General features: G+C 71.1%; 10 protein-coding genes. 5 read left to right on the forward strand and 5 right to left on the reverse strand.

The window, feature by feature from the left end:
- Nucleotides 1-40 precede the first annotated feature (40 nt).
- From AB0E94_RS23105 to purE, 3 genes are all read left to right on the forward strand, one after another.
- Nucleotides 41-2,017 carry a thioredoxin domain-containing protein gene (locus AB0E94_RS23105; protein ID WP_360329268.1) on the forward strand — a complete coding sequence of 659 codons (1,977 nt, stop codon included), beginning with the start codon at nt 41-43 and terminating at the stop codon, nt 2,015-2,017.
- 234 nt (nt 2,018-2,251) lie between these two features.
- Nucleotides 2,252-3,394: a 5-(carboxyamino)imidazole ribonucleotide synthase gene (locus tag AB0E94_RS23110; protein ID WP_360329270.1), complete on the forward strand. Its 1,143-nt coding sequence runs from the start codon at nt 2,252-2,254 to the stop codon at nt 3,392-3,394.
- Nucleotides 3,395-3,892: a 5-(carboxyamino)imidazole ribonucleotide mutase gene (gene purE / locus AB0E94_RS23115; RefSeq protein WP_317788487.1), complete on the forward strand. Its 498-nt coding sequence runs from the start codon at nt 3,395-3,397 to the stop codon at nt 3,890-3,892.
- A gap of 1 nt (nt 3,893) precedes the next feature.
- Here purE and AB0E94_RS23120 read toward each other — a convergent pair whose 3' ends face one another.
- Nucleotides 3,894-9,011 (reverse strand): hypothetical protein, encoded by a 5,118-nt coding sequence (locus AB0E94_RS23120; protein ID WP_360329272.1) that lies wholly within the window; start codon nt 9,009-9,011, stop codon nt 3,894-3,896.
- 228 nt (nt 9,012-9,239) lie between these two features.
- On the opposite strand from AB0E94_RS23120, the gene AB0E94_RS23125 reads away from it, so the two are divergent.
- Nucleotides 9,240-10,394: an acyl-CoA dehydrogenase family protein gene (locus AB0E94_RS23125; protein WP_360329274.1), complete on the forward strand. Its 1,155-nt coding sequence runs from the start codon at nt 9,240-9,242 to the stop codon at nt 10,392-10,394.
- Nucleotides 10,395-10,469: 75 nt separating this feature from the next.
- Here the strand turns inward: AB0E94_RS23125 and AB0E94_RS23130 are convergent, their stop codons facing one another.
- Entirely contained in the window at nt 10,470-11,954 is a 1,485-nt protein-coding gene (locus tag AB0E94_RS23130) for an ATP-binding protein (RefSeq protein WP_360329275.1), read from the reverse strand.
- 389 nt (nt 11,955-12,343) lie between these two features.
- On the opposite strand from AB0E94_RS23130, the gene AB0E94_RS23135 reads away from it, so the two are divergent.
- Nucleotides 12,344-13,486 carry a hypothetical protein gene (locus tag AB0E94_RS23135; protein WP_360329277.1) on the forward strand — a complete coding sequence of 381 codons (1,143 nt, stop codon included), beginning with the start codon at nt 12,344-12,346 and terminating at the stop codon, nt 13,484-13,486.
- Here the strand turns inward: AB0E94_RS23135 and AB0E94_RS23140 are convergent.
- From AB0E94_RS23140 to AB0E94_RS23150, 3 genes are read right to left on the reverse strand one after another with little or no spacing between them, the layout of a single operon-like run.
- Entirely contained in the window at nt 13,473-15,665 is a 2,193-nt protein-coding gene (locus tag AB0E94_RS23140) for a DEAD/DEAH box helicase (protein ID WP_360329278.1), read from the reverse strand. The two genes, AB0E94_RS23135 and AB0E94_RS23140, sit on opposite strands and share 14 nt — an antisense overlap.
- Entirely contained in the window at nt 15,662-16,957 is a 1,296-nt protein-coding gene (locus AB0E94_RS23145; RefSeq protein WP_360329280.1) for an ATP-binding protein, read from the reverse strand. The genes AB0E94_RS23140 and AB0E94_RS23145 overlap by 4 nt, the downstream gene beginning before the upstream one ends.
- On the reverse strand, nt 16,954-19,080 hold the full coding sequence (locus AB0E94_RS23150; protein ID WP_360329282.1) for a TerB N-terminal domain-containing protein: 2,127 nt from the start codon (nt 19,078-19,080) through the stop codon (nt 16,954-16,956). The genes AB0E94_RS23145 and AB0E94_RS23150 overlap by 4 nt, the downstream gene beginning before the upstream one ends.
- Nucleotides 19,081-19,098 lie beyond the last annotated feature (18 nt).

The raw sequence follows: 19,098 nt of genomic DNA on the forward strand, positions 1-19,098 counted from the left end.
GTACCGCCTGTCGCGGCCAGGGTTGTGAGAGGGTTGTCGCATGAACCGGCTGGGTAGCGCCACCTCGCCCTACCTTCTCCAGCACGCTGCCAACCCCGTTGACTGGTGGCCATGGGGAGACGATGCTTTTGCGGAGGCCAAGCGGCGGGACGTGCCGGTGCTGATCTCGGTCGGGTATGCGGCCTGTCACTGGTGTCACGTGATGGCCCACGAGTCCTTCGAGGACGCCGGGATCGCGGCCCGGCTCAACGCCGGATTCGTGGCGATCAAGGTGGACCGGGAGGAACGGCCCGACGTCGACGCCGTCTACATGACCGCGACACAGGCGATGACCGGGCAGGGCGGCTGGCCGATGACGGTCTTCGCCACCCCGGACGGGCAGCCGTTCTTCTGCGGCACCTACTTCCCGAAAGACCAGTTCGCCCGGCTGATCTCGTCGGTCGAGGAAGCCTGGCGCGACCAGCGTGAGGCGGTCGTCCAGCAGGGCGCCGCGGTGGTCGAGGCAGTCGGTGGCGCCCAGCTCGTCGGCGGCCCGACCGCACCGATCTCCGCCGAGCTGCTCGCGGCCTCGGCCTCCGGCCTGGCCAAAGAGCACGATCAGATGTACGGCGGGTTCGGCGGCGCCCCCAAGTTCCCGCCCCACATGAACCTGCTGTTCCTGTTGCGCCACCACGAGCGGACCGGGTCGGCCGAGGCGCTGGAGATCGTCCGGCACGCGTGTGAGCAGATGGGCCGGGGCGGGCTCTACGACCAGCTGGCCGGTGGGTTCGCGCGGTACTCGGTCGACGCCACGTGGACCGTGCCGCATTTCGAGAAGATGCTGTACGACAACGCGCTGCTGCTCCGGGCGTACACGCAGCTGTGGCGGATCACCGGTGACGTCTACGCCCGCCGGATCGCTGACGAGACCGCCGCGTTCCTGCTGCGTGACCTCGGCACCCCGCAGGGCGGCCTGGCGTCGGCTCTCGACGCCGACACCGACGGTGTGGAAGGTCTGACATACGCGTGGACACCCGCCGAGCTGATCGGGGTCCTCGGCGAGGAGGACGGCACGTGGGCCGCCGACCTGTTCCGGGTCACCACCCGCGGCACGTTCGAACACGGCAGGAGCGTGCTGGTGCTGGCCCGGGACATCGACGAGGCCGACCCGTCCCTGGTGGAGCGCTGGCAGGACGTCCGGCGGCGTCTGCTCGCGGCCCGGGCCGGGCGGCCGCAGCCGGCACGGGACGACAAGGTGGTCGCCTCCTGGAACGGGCTGGCGATCACCGCGCTGGCCGAGCATCCGGCGGAGGAGTCCCGGGCGGCGGCTGTCCGGCTCGCCGGGGTGCTCGCCGACCGGCACATCGTCGACGGTCGCCTGCGGCGGGTCTCCCGGGACGGCGTGGTGGGCGCGCCGGCCGGGGTGCTGGAGGACTACGGCTGTGTCGCGGAGGGGTTCCTCGCCGTGCACCAGCTGACCGGGGACGGGCGCTGGCTGGACCTGGCCGGTCAGCTGCTGGATGTGGCGCTGGCCCGGTTCGGCAACGGGCAGGGCGGGTTCTACGACACCGCCGACGACGCGGAGAAACTGCTCACCCGTCCGGCCGACCCGACCGACAACGCCACCCCGTCCGGCGCGTCGGCGATCTGTGCGGCCCTGGTCGCCTATGCGGCGCTGAGCGGTGAGACGTCCTACCGGGAGGCGGCCGACGCGGCGCTGGCCACGCTCGGGCCCCTCATCGAAGGGCACCCGCGTTTCGCCGGTTACGCCGCCACCGTCGCCGAGGCTGCGCTGGCCGGGCCGTTCGAGATCGCGGTGGCCACCACCGATCCGGCGGATCCGCTGGTGGCCGCCGCTCACCGGCATGCGCCGGGTGGATCGGTGATCGTCGTCGGCGCTCCGGATCAGCCGGGCGTGCCGCTACTGGCCGACCGCCCGCTGATTGACGGCGCGGCCACCGCCTACGTCTGCCGGGGTTTCGTCTGCGACCGCCCGGTCACCACTCCGGCCGACCTGCTGGCCCGCCTCCGTCGGTGAACCTTCGGCCGGCTGCGAGCGCTGTCTCGGACGCGCGTCGGCAGCGCTGAGAGCCAGCCGCCGGGGCCCGGCTGGTTGTGCGCGCTGTCTTGGTGGGCCTGAGACAGCGGTGAGAGCCGCCGAGGTGGGGCGGTAGCGGCCGGAGGCCGGGGGCTGGGTGGTGCGGTTGGGGAGGGGTGGCCGTACCACCGCGATTTGGGTGTTGATCTGCGGCGTCGCTAGGCTGGCCTGGCGATGGATACCCGAACCGGTCTGCCTGTAGTCGGCATGGTGGGGGGCGGGCAGCTGGCCCGTATGACCCACCAGGCCGCCATTTCTCTCGGCCAGTCACTGCGTGTGCTCAGTGAGAAGCCCGATGACAGCGCCGCGCTGGTCGCGGCCGACGTGCCGATCGGCACGCACACCGATCTCGCTGCGCTGCGTGAGTTCGCCAAGGGGTGCGACGCCGTCACCTTCGACCACGAGCATGTGCCGACCGAGCACATCGAGGCGCTCGAGGCCGAGGGGGTGAAGATCTTCCCGGGGTCGAAAGCGCTGGTCTTCGCCCAGGACAAGGGCATGATGCGGGAGCGCCTGGCGTCGCTGGGAGCGCCGGTGCCGCGCTGGGCCCGGGTCGCCACCGGCGAGGAGATCGAGACGTTCGCGGGCGGGTCCTGGCCCGTCGTGGCCAAGGCGACCCGCGGGGGTTATGACGGTCGTGGCGTCTGGATGGTCGGATCCCGTGAGGCCGCCGACGATCTCGTGTCGACCGGGATGTCGCTGATCGTCGAGGAGAAGGTGCCGCTGCGGCGCGAGCTCGCCGCCCTCGTGGCGCGGTCGCCGTTCGGGCAGGTCGCGGCCTACCCGGTGGTCGAGACCGTGCAGCGTGACGGCATCTGTGTCGAGGTGATCGCGCCCGCGCCCGATCTGTCCGACGAGCGCGCGCTGGAGGCGCAGCAGCTCGCCATCGACCTGGCCACCTCGCTCGGTGTGGTCGGCCTGCTCGCCGTCGAGCTGTTCGAGACCGACGCCGGCATCGTGGTCAACGAGCTGGCCATGCGCCCGCACAACTCCGGCCACTGGACCATCGAGGGCGCCCGGACGTCGCAGTTCGAGCAGCATCTGCGGGCCGTTCTGGACTATCCGATGGGTTCGACCGCGCTGGCCGCCCCGTTCGTGGTGATGGCGAACGTGCTGGGTGGCGAGCCCGGTGGCATCTCCATCGACGAGCGGTTGCACCACCTGTTCGCCACCGACCCGGGTGCCCGGGTGCACCTCTACGGCAAGCAGGTCCGTCCGGGCCGCAAGATCGGTCATGTGACCGTGCTCGGCGACGATCTGCAGGAGGTGCGGGCGCGGGCGGTTCGCGCCGCGAAGTGGCTTCAGGAGGGTGTGTAGATGAATCCCGTCGTCGGCATCATCATGGGCAGCGACTCGGACTGGCCGACCATGGAGGCGGCCGCGGTCGCTCTGGCCGAGTTCGACGTTCCGTTCGAGGTCGGTGTGGTCTCCGCGCACCGGACCGTGAAGAAGATGGTGGACTACGCCGAGTCGGCCGCCGACCGGGGCATCCGGGCGATCATCGCCGGGGCCGGCGGGGCCGCGCACCTGCCGGGCATGGTGGCCGCGCTGACCCCGCTGCCGGTGATCGGTGTCCCGGTGCCGCTCAAGCACCTGGACGGGATGGATTCGCTGCTCTCGATCGTGCAGATGCCGGCCGGGGTGCCGGTGGCGACCGTGTCGATCGGTGGCGCGCGCAACGCCGGCCTGCTCGCGGTCCGCATTCTCGGGGCCTCGCACCCGGAGATCCGCCAGCGGATGGTGGATTTCCAGGCCGGGCTCGAGAAGCTGGTCGCAGAGAAGGACGCGGCGCTGCGCGACCGCCTGATGGGCTGACTCAGCGCATCTTCGACAGCACCTCGCGGAACTCCTGGGTGCGCCGGCGATTCTCGCTCGACGCGCCCAGGAACAGCAGGACCACACCGACCGGGATCAGCATCAGCCACGGGCCGCCGACGTTGAACGCGAAGGCCAGTGCCGCGACCACGGTCGCGACCGTGCCGACCACCACCGGCGCCTGCTGACGGGTCCGGGAGCCGATGATCAGCGTCGCCACCGCCCCGAGCAGCAGGAGCACCGCCCGCAGGTCGCCGCTGTTACCGGCGATCACGATGCCCATCGTCGGCACGAACGCGGCCAGCAGCGCCGGGCCGTACGCCGCCCAGCTGCTCAGGTCCGGCCGGTGATGAGCCTCGACGATGCCGACCGCCAGAGCCAGGGCCGCGAACGGCAGCGTGTACGCCTCCGGCAGCCCCACCTCGTTGAGCGAGATGAACAGCCACCAGCCGGCGATCTCGAACCCGACCGCCACCCAGAACAGCGTGCGCCGCTGGCTCGCGGTGCGGTCCGGCCGTGACGCGGTCAGGCCGAGCACGGCGCCCCAGGCCGCGAGCAGCGCCGCCAGATGGACGGGGGAGTGCAGGGCCAGCGCGCCGGCGACCGCCGCCGACGCGTACCCGCTCCACTCCACGGTGATCGCCTCGGCCCGGTACTGCGGCAGCCCCAGCCGGGGCAGCGCCGCCTCCAGCGACAGCAACCCGGCACCGACCGCGAGCACCCCGAACGCCGCCCAGTGCCGTTCCAGCCCGGCCGAGATCGCCACCGCCATCACGAACATCTGGCCCATCACCGCGGCGAACAGCCAGCCCAGCAGACGGGCCGACTGGTTGCGCCCGGCGAGCGCCGCGACCAGCCCGACACCGACCGCGCTGCCCAGCGTGAACACCGTCAGCGACTCCAGCGCGAGGCTTCCGGCCAGGCCCGCGCCACCGGCCAGCAGGCCGATCACGAAGACCACGGCCCGGGTGGTACGCAACAGGGGCGCCCGGTGCGCGACGGGTGGCGGGGTCAGCGCCAGCCCGAGCATCGAGATGGTGAACACCACGAGCGCCGCACCGGTGGCCGCGGGGAAACCGGCGCCCATCGCGATCGGGGTGATCAGCAGGGTCAGGGCCAGCCCCGGCAGGATCACCGGAACCGCCTCGGACACCTTGCCGCCGAAACCGACGGCGGCGAGCGCGGCAGCGCCGGTGAGCAGGATCGCGGCCAGGGCGCTGGTGCCGTCCACGGTGCCGGCGGCCGGGTCGGTCAGCGCCGGGATCGGGCCCTCCCAGATCGCCCGCAACTGGCCCAGCGGATCGAACAGCGCCGCCCGCAGGGCCGGGGCCAGCGAGAACAGCGCCAGCACGGTGGGCAGCAGAGCCAGCATCACCGCGCCGGTGGCCGGGTCGGCGAGCCAGCGCTCACCCCAGCTGGACCGCCGCAGCCGCATGGACCGGCTGGCGGCCGGGCTGTCGTCGAACGGCGCGATCCGCGGCAGATCCGACGGCGGTGGCGGAACCGCCGCCCGCAGCATCTCGGCGAGCACCCCGACCAGGGCGGCCGCCGCCGCGTAGAGGGCCGTCGGATAGTCGGTCGGGATGCAGGCCACCGCAGTCACCGTGGCGCCGAGCACCACGCCGATGGTGGCCCACGGCAGATACTGCGGAAGGAACCGGCCGAGCGCGGCCAGGATGGCCAGGCCCAGCGTGGAACCGGCCAGCGCGGCGGTCAGCACCACCTCGATGCCGTGCCCCTGGTCGGCGGCGAGCGCGGCCAGCAGGCCGGGCAGTGCCAGCAGCACCGAACCGGTGGCCGCGCCGCCGATCTGCGCCCGATGGTGCGGCAGCACCCGTTCCGGGGCCTGGTCGGGGGCCGCGTCCATCTCGGCGGTGTCGTCGAACGTGGTGGGCGGCGCCTTCATCGGGATCCGGGCGGCCGCTGCCACCAGCACCCCGAGCAGCACGATCGCCAGCAGCGCCAGCGCGGTCGACCAGGGCTGGGCCAGACCGGCCGAGGTGGCGTGCAGCAGCACCACGGCGGCCACCCCGGCCCGGGCACGAGCCGAATGCGGATCGGTTGCGGCCACGGCGGCCAGCGCGTAGGCGACGGCGACCGCGGTGCCCACCAGCAGCGGTGACCACCAGGGCAGGCCGAGCGCGTACGGCGTGCTGATCGTGGCCAGGGCGGCGGCCAGCCCGGACGCGTACGGCGACCACGGTTTCGGCATCGCCATGGCGGCCGTGATCGCGATCGCGACCAGGGCGAACGGGGCCTGCCAGGCACCGGGCGGCGCCGCGGCCGGATAGGCGGACAGGTCGGCGTCCCACAGTGGCCCGGGCAGCGACAGCACCTTCAGCCCGCCGACCACCGCCTGCCAGCCGGCGATCGCGCCCACCACCAGGGCGGCGATGCCGAGGCCACGGGCCGGGCCGGGCCGCCAGTCATCGGGCAGGACGGTCACACCCATGCCGACCAGCAGCACCATCACTCCGGCGACGGCGAGCGGCGCGTCCGGGAAGGCCAGGGCGGAGACCCGGGCCAGCGCGCCGCAGATCGCCACGGTGGCGGCCGCAGCGGCGATGTCCGGGCCGTCCAGCATCCGGTCGGTACGGCCCCGGTTGTCGATCGACTTGGCGAAGAAGAGCAGCAGAGCCGCGCCGAGCAGCAGCGCGCCCACCCAGATGTCCGGTGCGGTGGCGCCCGGGGCGAAAAGCGCGGCCAGCGCCATCGCCATCGCGCCGAGCCCGGTCCCGACCGTCATCGGCAGGCTGATCTCCCGCCGCGCCACCTGGAACACGGCGGCGTAGCTGAGCGTCCCGGCGACCGCGAGGAAACCGGCGGCCAGCGCCGGAACCGTCGAGCCGGCGGTCGGCGGAGGACCGCCACCGGGGTCGGAGACGGCCAGCGCAGCGGTCACCGCGGCGCCGGGGATCGCCAGCGCGGCGGCGCCCGACGCCCAGTCACCGATCACCCACGCGAACAGCCGCACCGGGATCTGCCGGGCCGCGATCGCGACCATCACCCCGGCCCCGGCCAGCGCGGTCAGCACCGCCGCGGTCAGCCAGGACGCGCTCAATGCGGCACACGCGCCGAACAGGCCGACCACGCCGGCCGCGGCCACGTGGGTCGCGGCGGTCCGCAGCGTGTTCGCCCACAGGCCGGCCGCGCCCAGGCCGATCGATGCCAGGACCAGCGGCCACGGGGCCTCCGACCAGGGCAGACCCAGCGAGGCGGGCACCGACAGTGCGGTCAGGGCGATGCCGATCACCGCGCCCTCGTGCCGGATCGTGGTGGGCAGCGCCAGGGCCGCGGCGATCGTCATGAGCAGCGCGCTGAAAGCCAGCAGCCAGCCTGACGGGCCGACCGCCTCGGAGAGCCTCTGGGCGTACGCCGCGGTGTCCGCGTCCCAGATCGGGCGGGCCGCGGCGACCGGGGCGACCGCCGCGCGCAGCACGTCCACCCCGACGACCAGACCGAGAAGGATCAGCGCGCCGGTCGACGCGTACTGCGGGCCGGGCCGGGTCGCCTCGGGCAGTATGCCGATCACCGCGCCGGCGATCGCGACGGTCGCGGCGGCGGCCACCACACTCCAGTTCGGCGCCACCACGCCGGCGATCCGGGCCATCGCGCCGATCACCGCGAGGGTGAGCACCGCGCCCGCCACGTTGATCGCGGTCGGCTGCCGGAGCAGGCGGGCGGCGGCCACCGCGGTGAGCGCGGCGGCGATCAGGATCAGGCCGGACCGCAGCGCGTCACCGAGCACCTGGGCCTGGAGCAGCGCCACCGACGAGTAGAGCAGCGCGCCCGCGGACGCGATGCAGAGCAGCGCGAACGTCAGCTCCCGCAGCCAGTCGGCGGACGGCGGGACGGCCGGCGGGGCCAGCGGCATCGAACCGGCGGGCGGCGCGCCCTCCGGCCGCGGACCGGGGAAGATCCGGGTCGGCAGCCAGCGGCGGCGGGGCCGGTTGAAGCCGGCGATGATCAGGTCCGGCTCCTCCTGGCGGGACTCCGGGCGGGGCGGGGCGTCCGCGGCGTACGTCGACGGGTCGGCCGGATCGGCGGCGCGGCCGGTGTCGGCGTCGGCGAGCGACTCCCGGTCGGCGGCCACCGGCCGCCCCAGCGGCCAGCGCGGCACGAGCCGCCCGGCCTTGATTACCCGGGTCAGGAGCAGCAGGTCGAGGAGGGCCACGGCGGTCAGCGCGAGGCCCCAGCCGGCCGGGCTCTGGATCATCGGGTACGCGAGGAGCGGCGCGACCGGTTGTGTGGCGATCACCGTGGCGTACCGGGGGGCGGCGAGCCGCGTGGCCCCGGCGTAGAGGAACGCGGCCACCGCGGTGATCGCGAAGGTGATGCCCAGGTAGAGCGCGGTCGGCACGTTCTCGCCGGTGAGTGGGCTGTCGTGCAACGCGTACAGCGTCATCGGGAGCAGGATCAGCCCGATCGCGGCGATCGCCTCACCGGTCGAGGTGAGGCCGCGCTTGGCCACGCCCGGCGCCACCGACAGGGCGATCCCGGTGGACAGCGCGAGGATCAGCGCCCGGGTGAACTGCGAGTCCGCCACGGAGGCGAAGACGACGGCCGCCACCCCGAGCAGCAGCGCGCCCAGGACCAGCAGGATGTTCTGCACCGACTGGGTGGACGCCTCGGGTGGGTGCTCCATGGTGGCCAGTGGCGGGCGTCGCGGCGGCGGTTTCGGCCGTGGCTCGGGTCGCGGCTCGGGCCGCTCGGTCGGTGGTGGATCGTCGACCAGCAGGGCGGCGCCGTCGGTGGCGACCCCGGGCGGCCCGGTGTGTGCGGTGCCCGGCTCGGCCCAGTCCGGCGGCGGGCCCGGCCGGCGGGCCGGTCGTGGCGCCTCTTCGGCCTGGACCGGCGCCGGCTCACCGGGCCGCGGTGGTGGTGGGAAGTCGACCGGCTTGCGACGGGCGGCGGTGCGCCTCGTCTTGGTGCCTTTCGCACGCTGCTGTTTCTGCGCGTGCGCGAGGATGTCGCGCTGGAACAACGCGGCCTGGAGCTTGCTCGCGATCTTGGTCCGCTCGGCGGCGGCCTGCATGTCGCGAATCTTCAGGTCGGATATGGAGGCGTCGATGCGAGCCAGTTGTTCGTCAACGTGATCGGGCTCGTCAGCCTGCGCCACAGGACCTCCTCGACCGTCCGGCCGCTGTCTGTAGTTAGAGCATGCCTTTCCGGCACCTCATTAGAACAGTCTCAACCGGGTGGAGATCTGTGGAAACGGCCCCGAACCCGGCGGTTTCCCCGGGGCCCCAGGTCAGGCCGCGATATTCGGCACACTCCGGACTGTTGCCCAGCCCACGCTACGCACCGGTAACATTGCCCCGGGACGACCTTAGGGAAGGTTAAGGGCATGGCTGATTTCGACGTCTACCGGCTTCCGGAAGACCACGAGACGATCCGCGCCGCCGTGCGCGAGGTCTGTGACGCGCGGGTCGCCCCGCACGCCGCCGAGGCCGACGAGACGGGTGAGTTCCCCAAGGCGTCGTATGACGCCCTGCGCTCCTCGGACTTCCACGCCCCGCACATCCCGGTGGAGTATGGCGGGGCCGGCGCGGACGCACTCGCCACCGCGATCGTGATCGAGGAGGTGGCCCGGGCCTGCGCCTCGTCGTCGCTGATCCCCGCGGTCAACAAACTCGGCACGATGCCGCTGATCATCGCGGCCTCGGAGGACCTCAAGCAGCGCTACCTGAGCAAGGTCGCCGCCGGTGAGGGCATGTTCTCGTACTGCCTCTCCGAGCCCGAGGCCGGCTCCGACGCCGCCTCGATGACCACCCGCGCGGTCCGCGACGGCGACCACTGGGTGCTCAACGGCGTGAAGCGCTGGATCACCAACGCCGGCGTCTCCGAGTACTACACGGTCTTCGCGGTCACCGACCCGTCCGCCCGCTCCCGCGGCATCTCCGCCTTCGTGGTGGAGAAGTCGGACGAGGGCGTCAGCTTCGGCGCGCCGGAGAAGAAGCTCGGCATCAAGGGCTCCCCGACCCGCGAGGTCTACTTCGACAACGTGCGCATCCCGGCCGACCGGATGATCGGCGAAGAGGGCACCGGCTTCGCCACCGCCATGAAGACCCTCGATCACACCCGGGTCACCATCGCCGCGCAGGCCATCGGCATCGCGCAGGGCGCGCTCGACTTCGCTCTGGGGTACGCCAAGGAGCGCAAGCAGTTCGGCAAGGCGATCGCCGACTTCCAGGGCCTCCAGTTCATGCTCGCCGACATGGGGATGAAGCTGGAGGCGGCTCGCCAGCTCACGTACGCGGCGGCCGGCAAGAGCGAGCGCGGCGACGCCGACCTGACCTACTTCGGCGCGGCCGCGAAGTGCTTCGCCTCGGACGTGGCCATGGAGATCACCACGGACGCGGTCCAGATCCTCGGCGGTTACGGCTACACCCGCGACTACCCGGTCGAGCGGATGATGCGAGACGCCAAGATCACCCAGATCTACGAGGGCACCAACCAGGTCCAGCGCATCGTGATGGCCCGCCAGCTCCTGAAGGGCTGATCGAGTAAGTTTCAGCAGGTCAGAACGGGGTTGGCTCAGGCGGTCAGCCCCGTTTGCCATCTACGCGTACCAAGATCAGTCGGCGTTCCCGATCCATCGGTACCGGCGCTTCGGGCTCCTGGTGGGTCCGACGGCATCGATGGTTCCGGCTTCCATCATGCTGCGCAGGTGGTTCTGGACTGCCCGTCGAGACAGCCCCGTCACTTCGGCTAGCTCGCTGGCGGTCGCCTCGCCACGTACCTCGAGCGCCTGTCCCACGTCGGGTGTCGGTTCGCCCGGTAGGGCGGAGAAGAGGTCTGGTGCCCCTGTCCGTCCGAAGACCGCGGGGTCGAGAACGTACCGTGCGTAGCGGCGGCCGCCTTCCTTGAGGGCCAAGCCCTGATCGACGAGATCTCGCAGAACCTGGCCGGCGGTGACACGGTCCACGCCCCATTGCCTGAGCATCTCGTTGGTCAGGTAGTCCTCACGCAACATGGCCACGGCGATTTGATGCGCCGGCGTGGGCAGATGCGCGCCGAGCCCCGCCATCCAGTGTCGCGTTTCGTGGCTGAGAAGTTCCGATCGCGCCATGGTGACCATGAAGCTGGCGATGGAGCTGCGGAAGCTGGGCCGGGGCAGGCCGCGGCTGCGCGCTACAGCGAGCATCGCGGGGATGCCGGAGGACCGGTTCTCGGCGACGAGCTCGTTCGACGAGGGGAGGTATGTGTCGGCGAGAAGGCTGGCCAGCACCGCATTGCGGGAGGACGAGATCCCTGCTTCGCCGAGTTCGTCGATGGTGATTCCGCCGTAAAGGCCGCCTGGGCTGCGAACGACGAGACGGTCGGGGAACAGCTCGACCTGCACCTGCGTGCCGCGAGTCACGGGGCTGTAGTCGCGGTGCATCAGCGCATTGACGAGCGCCTCACGAACGGCCTCCAGCGGATACTCGACCTCGTCGATACGTGAGCCTCGATCGCTGATGACTGCGCGGACGGCGAGGTTTCGCCGGAGCATGGACAGTGTCGTCTCGATCATTTCGGGGATTGAGCCTCGTACGGTCTGGTTGTCCAGGAATCTCGTGCCGGAGGCGCGATCCGGGCTGTGCACGACGACCGAGACCATCAGCTGAGGAAAGTACTGCTGCGGAAACTGCCCAAAGGCCAGAAGCCCGGCAAGCGTCAACGGAGCGTCGGCCGAGCGTTCAGCGGTGATCCCGAGCCGGAAAAGGACGGTCGGGTCGTCTGACTGGGCGAGCTTGGGAAACCCGGATCGGATCCTGCGCAGCGTGCGCCGTAACGCCTCGTCATCCAGATCCTGCACGGTCGTCCCATCGACGACTTCCCGGTCGTACAGGGGCTGGGTCCGCGCGGCCATGACCAGCGCGATCTCGGCTTCGGTCATGTGACGATCACCATCGCCACCGCGCAGGTAGGAGCCTCCGGAGACTCCCTGTGCTGTGACGTACACAGGGCGCCGATCCGCCGGCGCCGGAGGCACTTCGGCGACGACCAGCCATCGGTCCTCAACCTCGACGACGTCAACACTGATCTGCAGCGACGGCGTGATGTCATCCCGTGACATCTGCACCAGCGCGTCGCGAAGTGCCGGGGTCCGTCAGCTTCATCCCACCACCTGACTTCGCACTCTGACAAGCTGAGTGCGAAGTAAATGCGATGCGGTGCGAAGTAAGTGCGAAGCTGGGGTGCGGACGCGACGACGACAGTGCTGCCTGAGGGTGGTCACGCCTCGTGACCGTCGCGGACTTCCTGCTGGGGCCCGAATGCGCCAGCGGTGGCACTGGGCCGTACCTCAGCGGATCTGTCGGCATGTCACCGCGGCGGTGAGTGGCCGGCGATGTGCTGCCGTGGTCGAATCGGGCAATGCCGAAGAGTCGTGGTCGTCCTGCCGGTCGTGGTAAGCCGAAGCGTCCGCAGCGTCCCGCGCGGGAGTTGAGGCTGTCGGATCGACTGATGCGTGGCGCGGTCTCGATCGTGGGCGAGGAGAGTGCGCTCGAGATCGAGCAGTGGGCCAGTGTCTGGTTCGGTGAAGCCTGGGCGGCCGCGGAACTGGGCGAGCGGGAGCCGGAGCGGATGCTCGTTCTGGAGGTGGTCGGCCGGGCGTCGACCCGGCCGTCGCCGCAGGGTTTGGCGGCGGTGGCGGCTCTGCGGCGGGTTGTCGCTCCGGCCGAGTGGTCGATGCTCGACGAGACTGTCGAGATCCTCTCGGAGAGTCAGCCGATGCCGGCCTGGTCTGCGGAGCCGGGCTTCGAGCCGGTGCGGGCGTGGCGGGCGGTGGACGTCTGGGACAGCGAGCACGTGTTGTTCGTCGAGTACGGCGGCTCGGCTCCGCACATCCTGATGGCCCGGGTCCTGTTCGCGGGCGGGGTGATGGTCGACAAACTGGCGGTGCTCGACACGGGGGCGATCGACTTGTGGCCCACGCTGCACGGGGAGGGCGAAGCGCCGATGCCGCTGGCCGGACACCCGGTCGAGGAGGTGCTCGCCGAGATGGCCGATGCGATGCGGACCACCGACATGTACTTCCCGCGTCACGATGATGACGACTATGTCGAACTGCGGGCGCTCGCCTGGTCGCGGTGCCGTTCTCGGCTGCCCGGCTGGCCGGATCACCAGCCGATGACGGAGGCGGAGCGGGAGCGCCTGCTTGCCGAATTCGCGCCGGAGGACGACACGGTCGCGCGGTCGCTGGCCGAGATGTTCCTGGATTACGGTGACGGCTACATGACCAACGGGCCGCTGTCCTGGAGTCCGGAATGGGTCGGCATGTTCATGACCGACTGGCTGCCCCGGAAGGGGATTCTGGATGCCGATCAGCGGGCCGAGCTGCCGGACGTGTTGCGCCGGTGGATCCGGTTCGCTCTCACCCGGCGTAGTGTCGACGCCGAGTGGATCGATCCCGTGACGGAGGCCGTCGACCAATTCATGCCGGCGTTCGCCGAAGCGTTCGAGGACACCTCGGCGTGGGGGCCGGCCAAACAGGTCGTGGCCGAGCTGGCCGCACGTGGCATCGACATGTCCGATGAGGACGCGGTCGCTCAGGCGGTGCGGGGCCTCAATGCCGAGAACCTCGCACGGCGTCTCATCGGTGACTGAGTTCGGCGAGGCAGGACCAGGCGCCGGGCACGTCGAGCGCACGCGCGGCGTACCCCCGGTTCAGTAGGTCTTCGCTCAGGTATCGGTCGTATTTGTCGTGCTGTTTCGCGCGGACCGCGGCTGCGATGGCGATCGGATCGGGCGCCGGGCCGGAGGCGAGGTCTCCGATCACCGCGAGGAGCCGGGCCGGGGTGCAGCCGCCAACGGTGATCACCAGGCCGTCCTGACTCACGGTCAGGCCGTGCATGGAAAGTACGGCAGCGAGGGTGTTCATGATCCGGTCGCCGTGCCACGGGAACAGCAGGGTGTCCGGGCCGTCCGGGAAGACGCGGCGCGTCGCATGGCCGTAAGCGTGGAAGGCTGCCCGGCCCTCGGCCAGCAGCGTCCGTGCGGTGGCATCGAGGTACCGGGGAACGTCGGCGGAGCGGTACAGCCCGAACATCGCCCGGCGGACCTCGTCGGCGATCTCGCCGCCGGTGCCCGGGAAGACGGGTGGTCTGCCGGATTCGGCCGCGGTCAGTTCGATCACCCGTTGTGTGGTGTCGATCGAGACGACACGCCATCGAGCGCCGCTGAAGATGAGCATCGTGCCGGGCAGGATCGGCCGATCCACCGGGAGCGACCCGAGGGTGTATCCGTCGGCGACGAGACGGTAGTCGAGCGAGGTGTGGAACGAAGCGTAGAAGCTGTAGTGGCCCAGTAGCCGTTCGCCCTCCCGGCCGGGAAGCAATGCGCCGTCGGGCGCTTGTTCGAGGAGCTGATTCCGGCCCATGTCACGCAGGAGCTCGGCGAATACGGTCCGGTCGATACGGCGGAACGGGCCGTTGTCGCAGAGCGTGGTGTACAGGCGGCTGGCCGGCGCGCCACCGTGCTGGGCGCTGATCGACAGGATCTGCTGAATCAGCGCGGACAGGTGCAGACCGGCGTCGCCGGGCGGCTCGTACCACGCGGCGGTCAGCAGTTCGATCATGGCGACGGTCTGGAACAGTTCCGGGCGCAGCGCGTCGGCCGGGGTGATGCCGGCGGTGAGTTCCGGCTCGGACACGTAGACCCGCATGACAGCCGGTTGACCGGGCCGTCGTCCGGAGCGTCCGAGCCGTTGCCGGAGACCGGCGACCGTCGGCGGGGCGCCGACCTGGGCGACCGAGTCCACCGAACCCACGTCGATACCGAGCTCCAACGTGGAGGTGCAGATCGCGGTCACCGGAGTAGCCGGGTCCTTGAGCCGTTCCTCGACGTGTTCGCGCACTTCTTTGGACAGGCTGCCATGGTGGGCGAGGAACCGGGCCGGAACCCCGGCGTGGACGGCCCGCTGGGTGAGCATGTCGGTGTAGACCTCGACAGCTGCGCGTGAGTTCGCGAAGACCAGGTTGTCGCCGTCCCGCAGGACCCGGAACAGATGGTCGGCGATCGCGGCCCGGTCAGCGGGCTCCTCATCGGGGTTCGGCGGTCGTGCCGGATTGACGTGACCGCGGACCTGGAGGCGGATCTCGCCGCCGGGCTTGGTGGAGGCGACGACCGCGACCTGGGTGCCGTCGCGGGGCCGGAGGAATTCCGCGGCGCCGGCGAAGTCACCCAGCGTCGCGGAGAGCGCCACCCGGGGAACCCGTCGTCCGGCGGCCTCCTCGACCCGGTGCAACAGGGCCTGGAGTTGGGCGCCGCGTTCGGTGCCGGTGAACGAGTGCAACTCGTCGACGACGACGTAACGCAGGCCGGCGAAGATCCGGCCGACCCGATCACCGTGCCGGACGAAGATCGCCTCCAGCGATTCCGGGGTGATCAGCAGCAAGCCTTCCGGAGATCGCAGGACTCGGGCCTTGCCGGACGCCGGTGCGTCGCCGTGCCATCGATGCAGGCGGAGGCCGAGTGGTTCGGTCAGGCCGGCGATCCGGTCGTACTGGTCGTTGATCAGCGCTTTCAGCGGGCTCACCAGGAGCGCCGCCACCCCGGCGCCGAGTCCTTGCTCCTGCCGGCGGGCGAGGACCGAGCAGATCGGCAGCAACGCCGCCTCGGTCTTCCCACTCGCGGTGGCGGACGCGATGATCACGTCTCGTTGACCGGCGCTGATCAGCGCGGCGGCCTGTTCCTGGACGTCGCGCAGCCGGTCCCAGCCCTGCCGGTACATCCACTGCTGGACGGCCGGATGGTAGAGGGCGTAGGCCTGCGAGGGCGGATTCACAGCTGGAAGGAGGTGAGTTCGTCGTCCTCGTCCGCCGGCGTGAGCTCGACGTCGCCGATGAGGGCGGACCAGTGCAGCTCAGGGTGTTGCTCCAGCAGGGCGAGCAGGTCCAGGAAGCCGCGGATCGTCTCCCGGGGGGTACGGAAGTACGCGTCCCCGAGCCGGGCGGAACAATGCCTCATGTACGCGGTGATTGCGTCGTCCGGAATCAGGTACCGGGACGGATCGCCGGCGGCGAACACGTGCCTGAGCCTGGTCAGCAGGACGTAGACGTCCTCCGGGGTCAGGTTGCCGAGCCGGATCACCGGACCCGAGTGATCGATCCGGTCGGGTGCGGCGAAACGGTTCGGCGCGAGACGGGAGGCCAGAGCGGGGTACGAGAACAGGCCCCGCCGGGTATCGAGCAGGAACTCGGGTGTCCCACCGAACAGGAAGCCCAGATGCGCGGCGCCACCCTGGGCCGTGTCGTTGACGATACGCAGCAGTTGCTCGTAGTTGGCGTTGCGTGCCGCCGCTGCCGTGATCTTGTAGAGGTTGACCATCTCGTCGAGGCAGATCAGGAGACCGTCGAATCCGGCAAGACGCACGAAGCGTGCCATCAGCCGCAGATGGTCGTAGAAGCTGCCGTCGTCGACGATGGTCCGCACGCCGAGCGCGGCACGGGCGTCGACTCGGCTGGTGAACTCCCCGCGCAGCCACCGTACGGCCTCGGCACGCAACCGCTCGTCGCCGCTGTCGTAGCCCCGCCAGTAGGCGCCGACCACCGTCGCGAAGTCGTAACCACCGGTCATCTCGGTCAATGAGGTCAACCGTGCCTGAATGGCGTCGGCCGGGTCGGTGCCGGTCTCGGCCGCCTCCCGCACCGCCCCGGTGACGAACCGTTCCACCACGGAGGCCAGGGCCGCTCCGTCCGGCCGGGCCTTGGTGGCCAGGTTGCTCATCAATTCGGCGTAGAGGCCACGGGCCTGTCCCGAGGCGGCGTGCAGGCGCCGGTCCGGTGACAGGTCGGCATGCACGGTGACCAGCCGCTTCTCCAGGGCGATCGAGCGGACCAGGTGCAGAAAGAAGGTCTTGCCCGAGCCGTACTCGCCGATCACGAACCGGCATCCGGCGCCACCGTCGGCGATCCGCTCGATGTCGTGGACCGCCGCCCGGACCTCGTCCGCGCGGCCGACCTGGATGTGCTGCTGTCCGAGGCGCGGAACCATGCCGGCCCGCAGAGACGCGACGATCGCGTCCCGTTCGCGTGGCCGGATGCGTCCGGCTGCGGCCGGCGTGCCGGGAGGTGTCATGCGTAAAGCTCCAGGAGGACATCGGTGGCTACGGTGAGGATGGTGTCACCCTCGATGACCGGAGCGCCGGTGGTGTCGATCGCTGCCTCGTTCAGCACGTCGAGCGCACCATCGGGTAGCAGGCCGTGTTCTGCGGTCAGGGTCTCGAACTCCGCGCGAGTCCAGGTGGGACGCTCCCCGAGGGCACGCAGCAGGACGCCGTGTGCCCGGTCGAGGCCCGGGACCGGCGACGGGTCCGGGGGCGTTACCTCGTCGTCAGCCACGAAGATCGTGCTCAGGAGTGTCGCGGCAGTGTCGCTCTCCGCGACCCGCTTCTTGATCAGCCCGTGGTCGAGCCGGAGATCCTCGGGCGGCGCCCACGGAAGAGCGAATCCGGTCGGATGGTCGTGACCGGACTGGACCACCACCGGGTCGTCGGATCGTTCGACGCTCACGGCCGGGACCGGCCGCTCGGCACCGATCTGCGGCAGGGGAGTCACCCCGCCGGTGCTCCGGGCATGGAGTCGCGTGAAGACGAGGTCCACCGGCAAGCCGAGGATCCGGTACACCCGGGTGAGCGCGGTGACGGTCGCCGGGCTGACCGCCGGGTCGGCCGTCACCGCCACCATGGCCAGGTAATGTCCGGCGATCTCGCGCGCGGCCGACGTCGTCGCGGTGATCTGCCGGGTCAGCCGGTCGACGTCCACCCGGGTGGTCAGGAGCCAGCTCAGGCGGGCTGTCAACCGGACATCCTCGCCCGGCTCCAGACGGAGGGCGGCCGCCAGCCCGCCGACGGTGCCGAGCAAGGCGACCGCCGCCGGTCCCCGCGGATCGACCGGCCCGGTCGCCGACGCCACCGCCGCGGCACACCGCATGATCGCTGCGGCCGAGGCGAAACGAGGTCCCGGCCGGTCGGCTGCCGGACGACCGGGACGGAACAGGACCGCTGGCCCCCGGGCCAGCGGTGGCCCGCCGAAGCGGACGTCCGGTTCGACGCCGAGATCGATCCTGGCCAGCACGGAACACAACGCAGCGGCTTCGTCAGCGGCCATTCGCCTGGTGTCGGCGGACGGCCAGACGCCCCAGAATTCGCCGGCGTCGATCATTGCGCGGGCTTGCCCGTCGAGTCTCTCCTCAGCCCAGACCCGCAGCGCGCCGAGCCGCCCATGCCGGGCGTCCACCAACTCGGCAGGCAACAGCGGCACGGCGGCGAGCGAGTCCCGGCCCTGCGGGAATCGGGCAAGCCATCGGCGGTACGGGTCGAGATCCGCGATGATCTCGTCCCGCAACGCGCTGAGCGCCCGGATGCTCTGCCGGTCCGACAGCAGGTCCGGTAGATCCGCGCGCCAGACGAGGGTGCCGGGCAGGGCGGGGTTGGCGGGGCGGTATCGCAGCCGGATGCCGGATCCCTCGGTGGGCAGAATCAACCCGTGACCGTGCCGTTCCCGGTAACGGACGGTGAAGAGGCGTTCGAACTCGACCGGACAGTCGGTCTCGCTTCGGCGCGGCCCGAGCGACGGATGATGCCGCATCCAGGCGCGTGCCCAGGCGGTAGGCAGGGGAGTCGCGGTGACCGCGAACCCGGCCAGCGCGATCCCCACGGCCACCGGGGTCTCCCGGCCAGGCACCGACCCGGGAGCCGTGCGTGGGGCGGTCAGCAGGTCGAGCAGATCGAGCAGGTGATCCAGCGGTTCCCGCAGCGCGGCGATGCCGCCGTACCGGGCTCGTAGCCGCCGCGCCTCGGTGGCGATCAGCGGCAGTTCCCGCTGCACCGAGGGATCCTCGTCGATGTCGACGAGAACCCGTCGTTCGAGGCCGGAGCAGAACAACAGGACCAGGCCGGCCGCGATGTCCGACCGCCGGCCGTCGGCCATCCAATCGAGGTACTCCTTGCGGGTGAAAGGAGAGAGCAGGTGGTATGCCAGATTCCGGTTGTCTCCCGGGATCGGCGGACGGCCAGGGGAGGGAGCGACCGGCAGGCCGGGATTGACCAGTGAGGGCTCGGCCGGGCCTGGTAGATGCCTGCCTAGGTAGAACAAGCCGCTCGATATAACATGGCCGCCGACCGCTGTGGGCTCCCCGGGCGGAACCCAGCGCCCGGACCTGGATTGCAGCGGTGTGACCACGCACGACACTGTATCCACCGGGCGATGTCACAGCTC

It is taken from the genome of Actinoplanes sp. NPDC026670 (genome assembly GCF_040638175.1).
Taxonomy (GTDB): Bacteria; Actinomycetota; Actinomycetes; order Mycobacteriales; family Micromonosporaceae; genus Actinoplanes.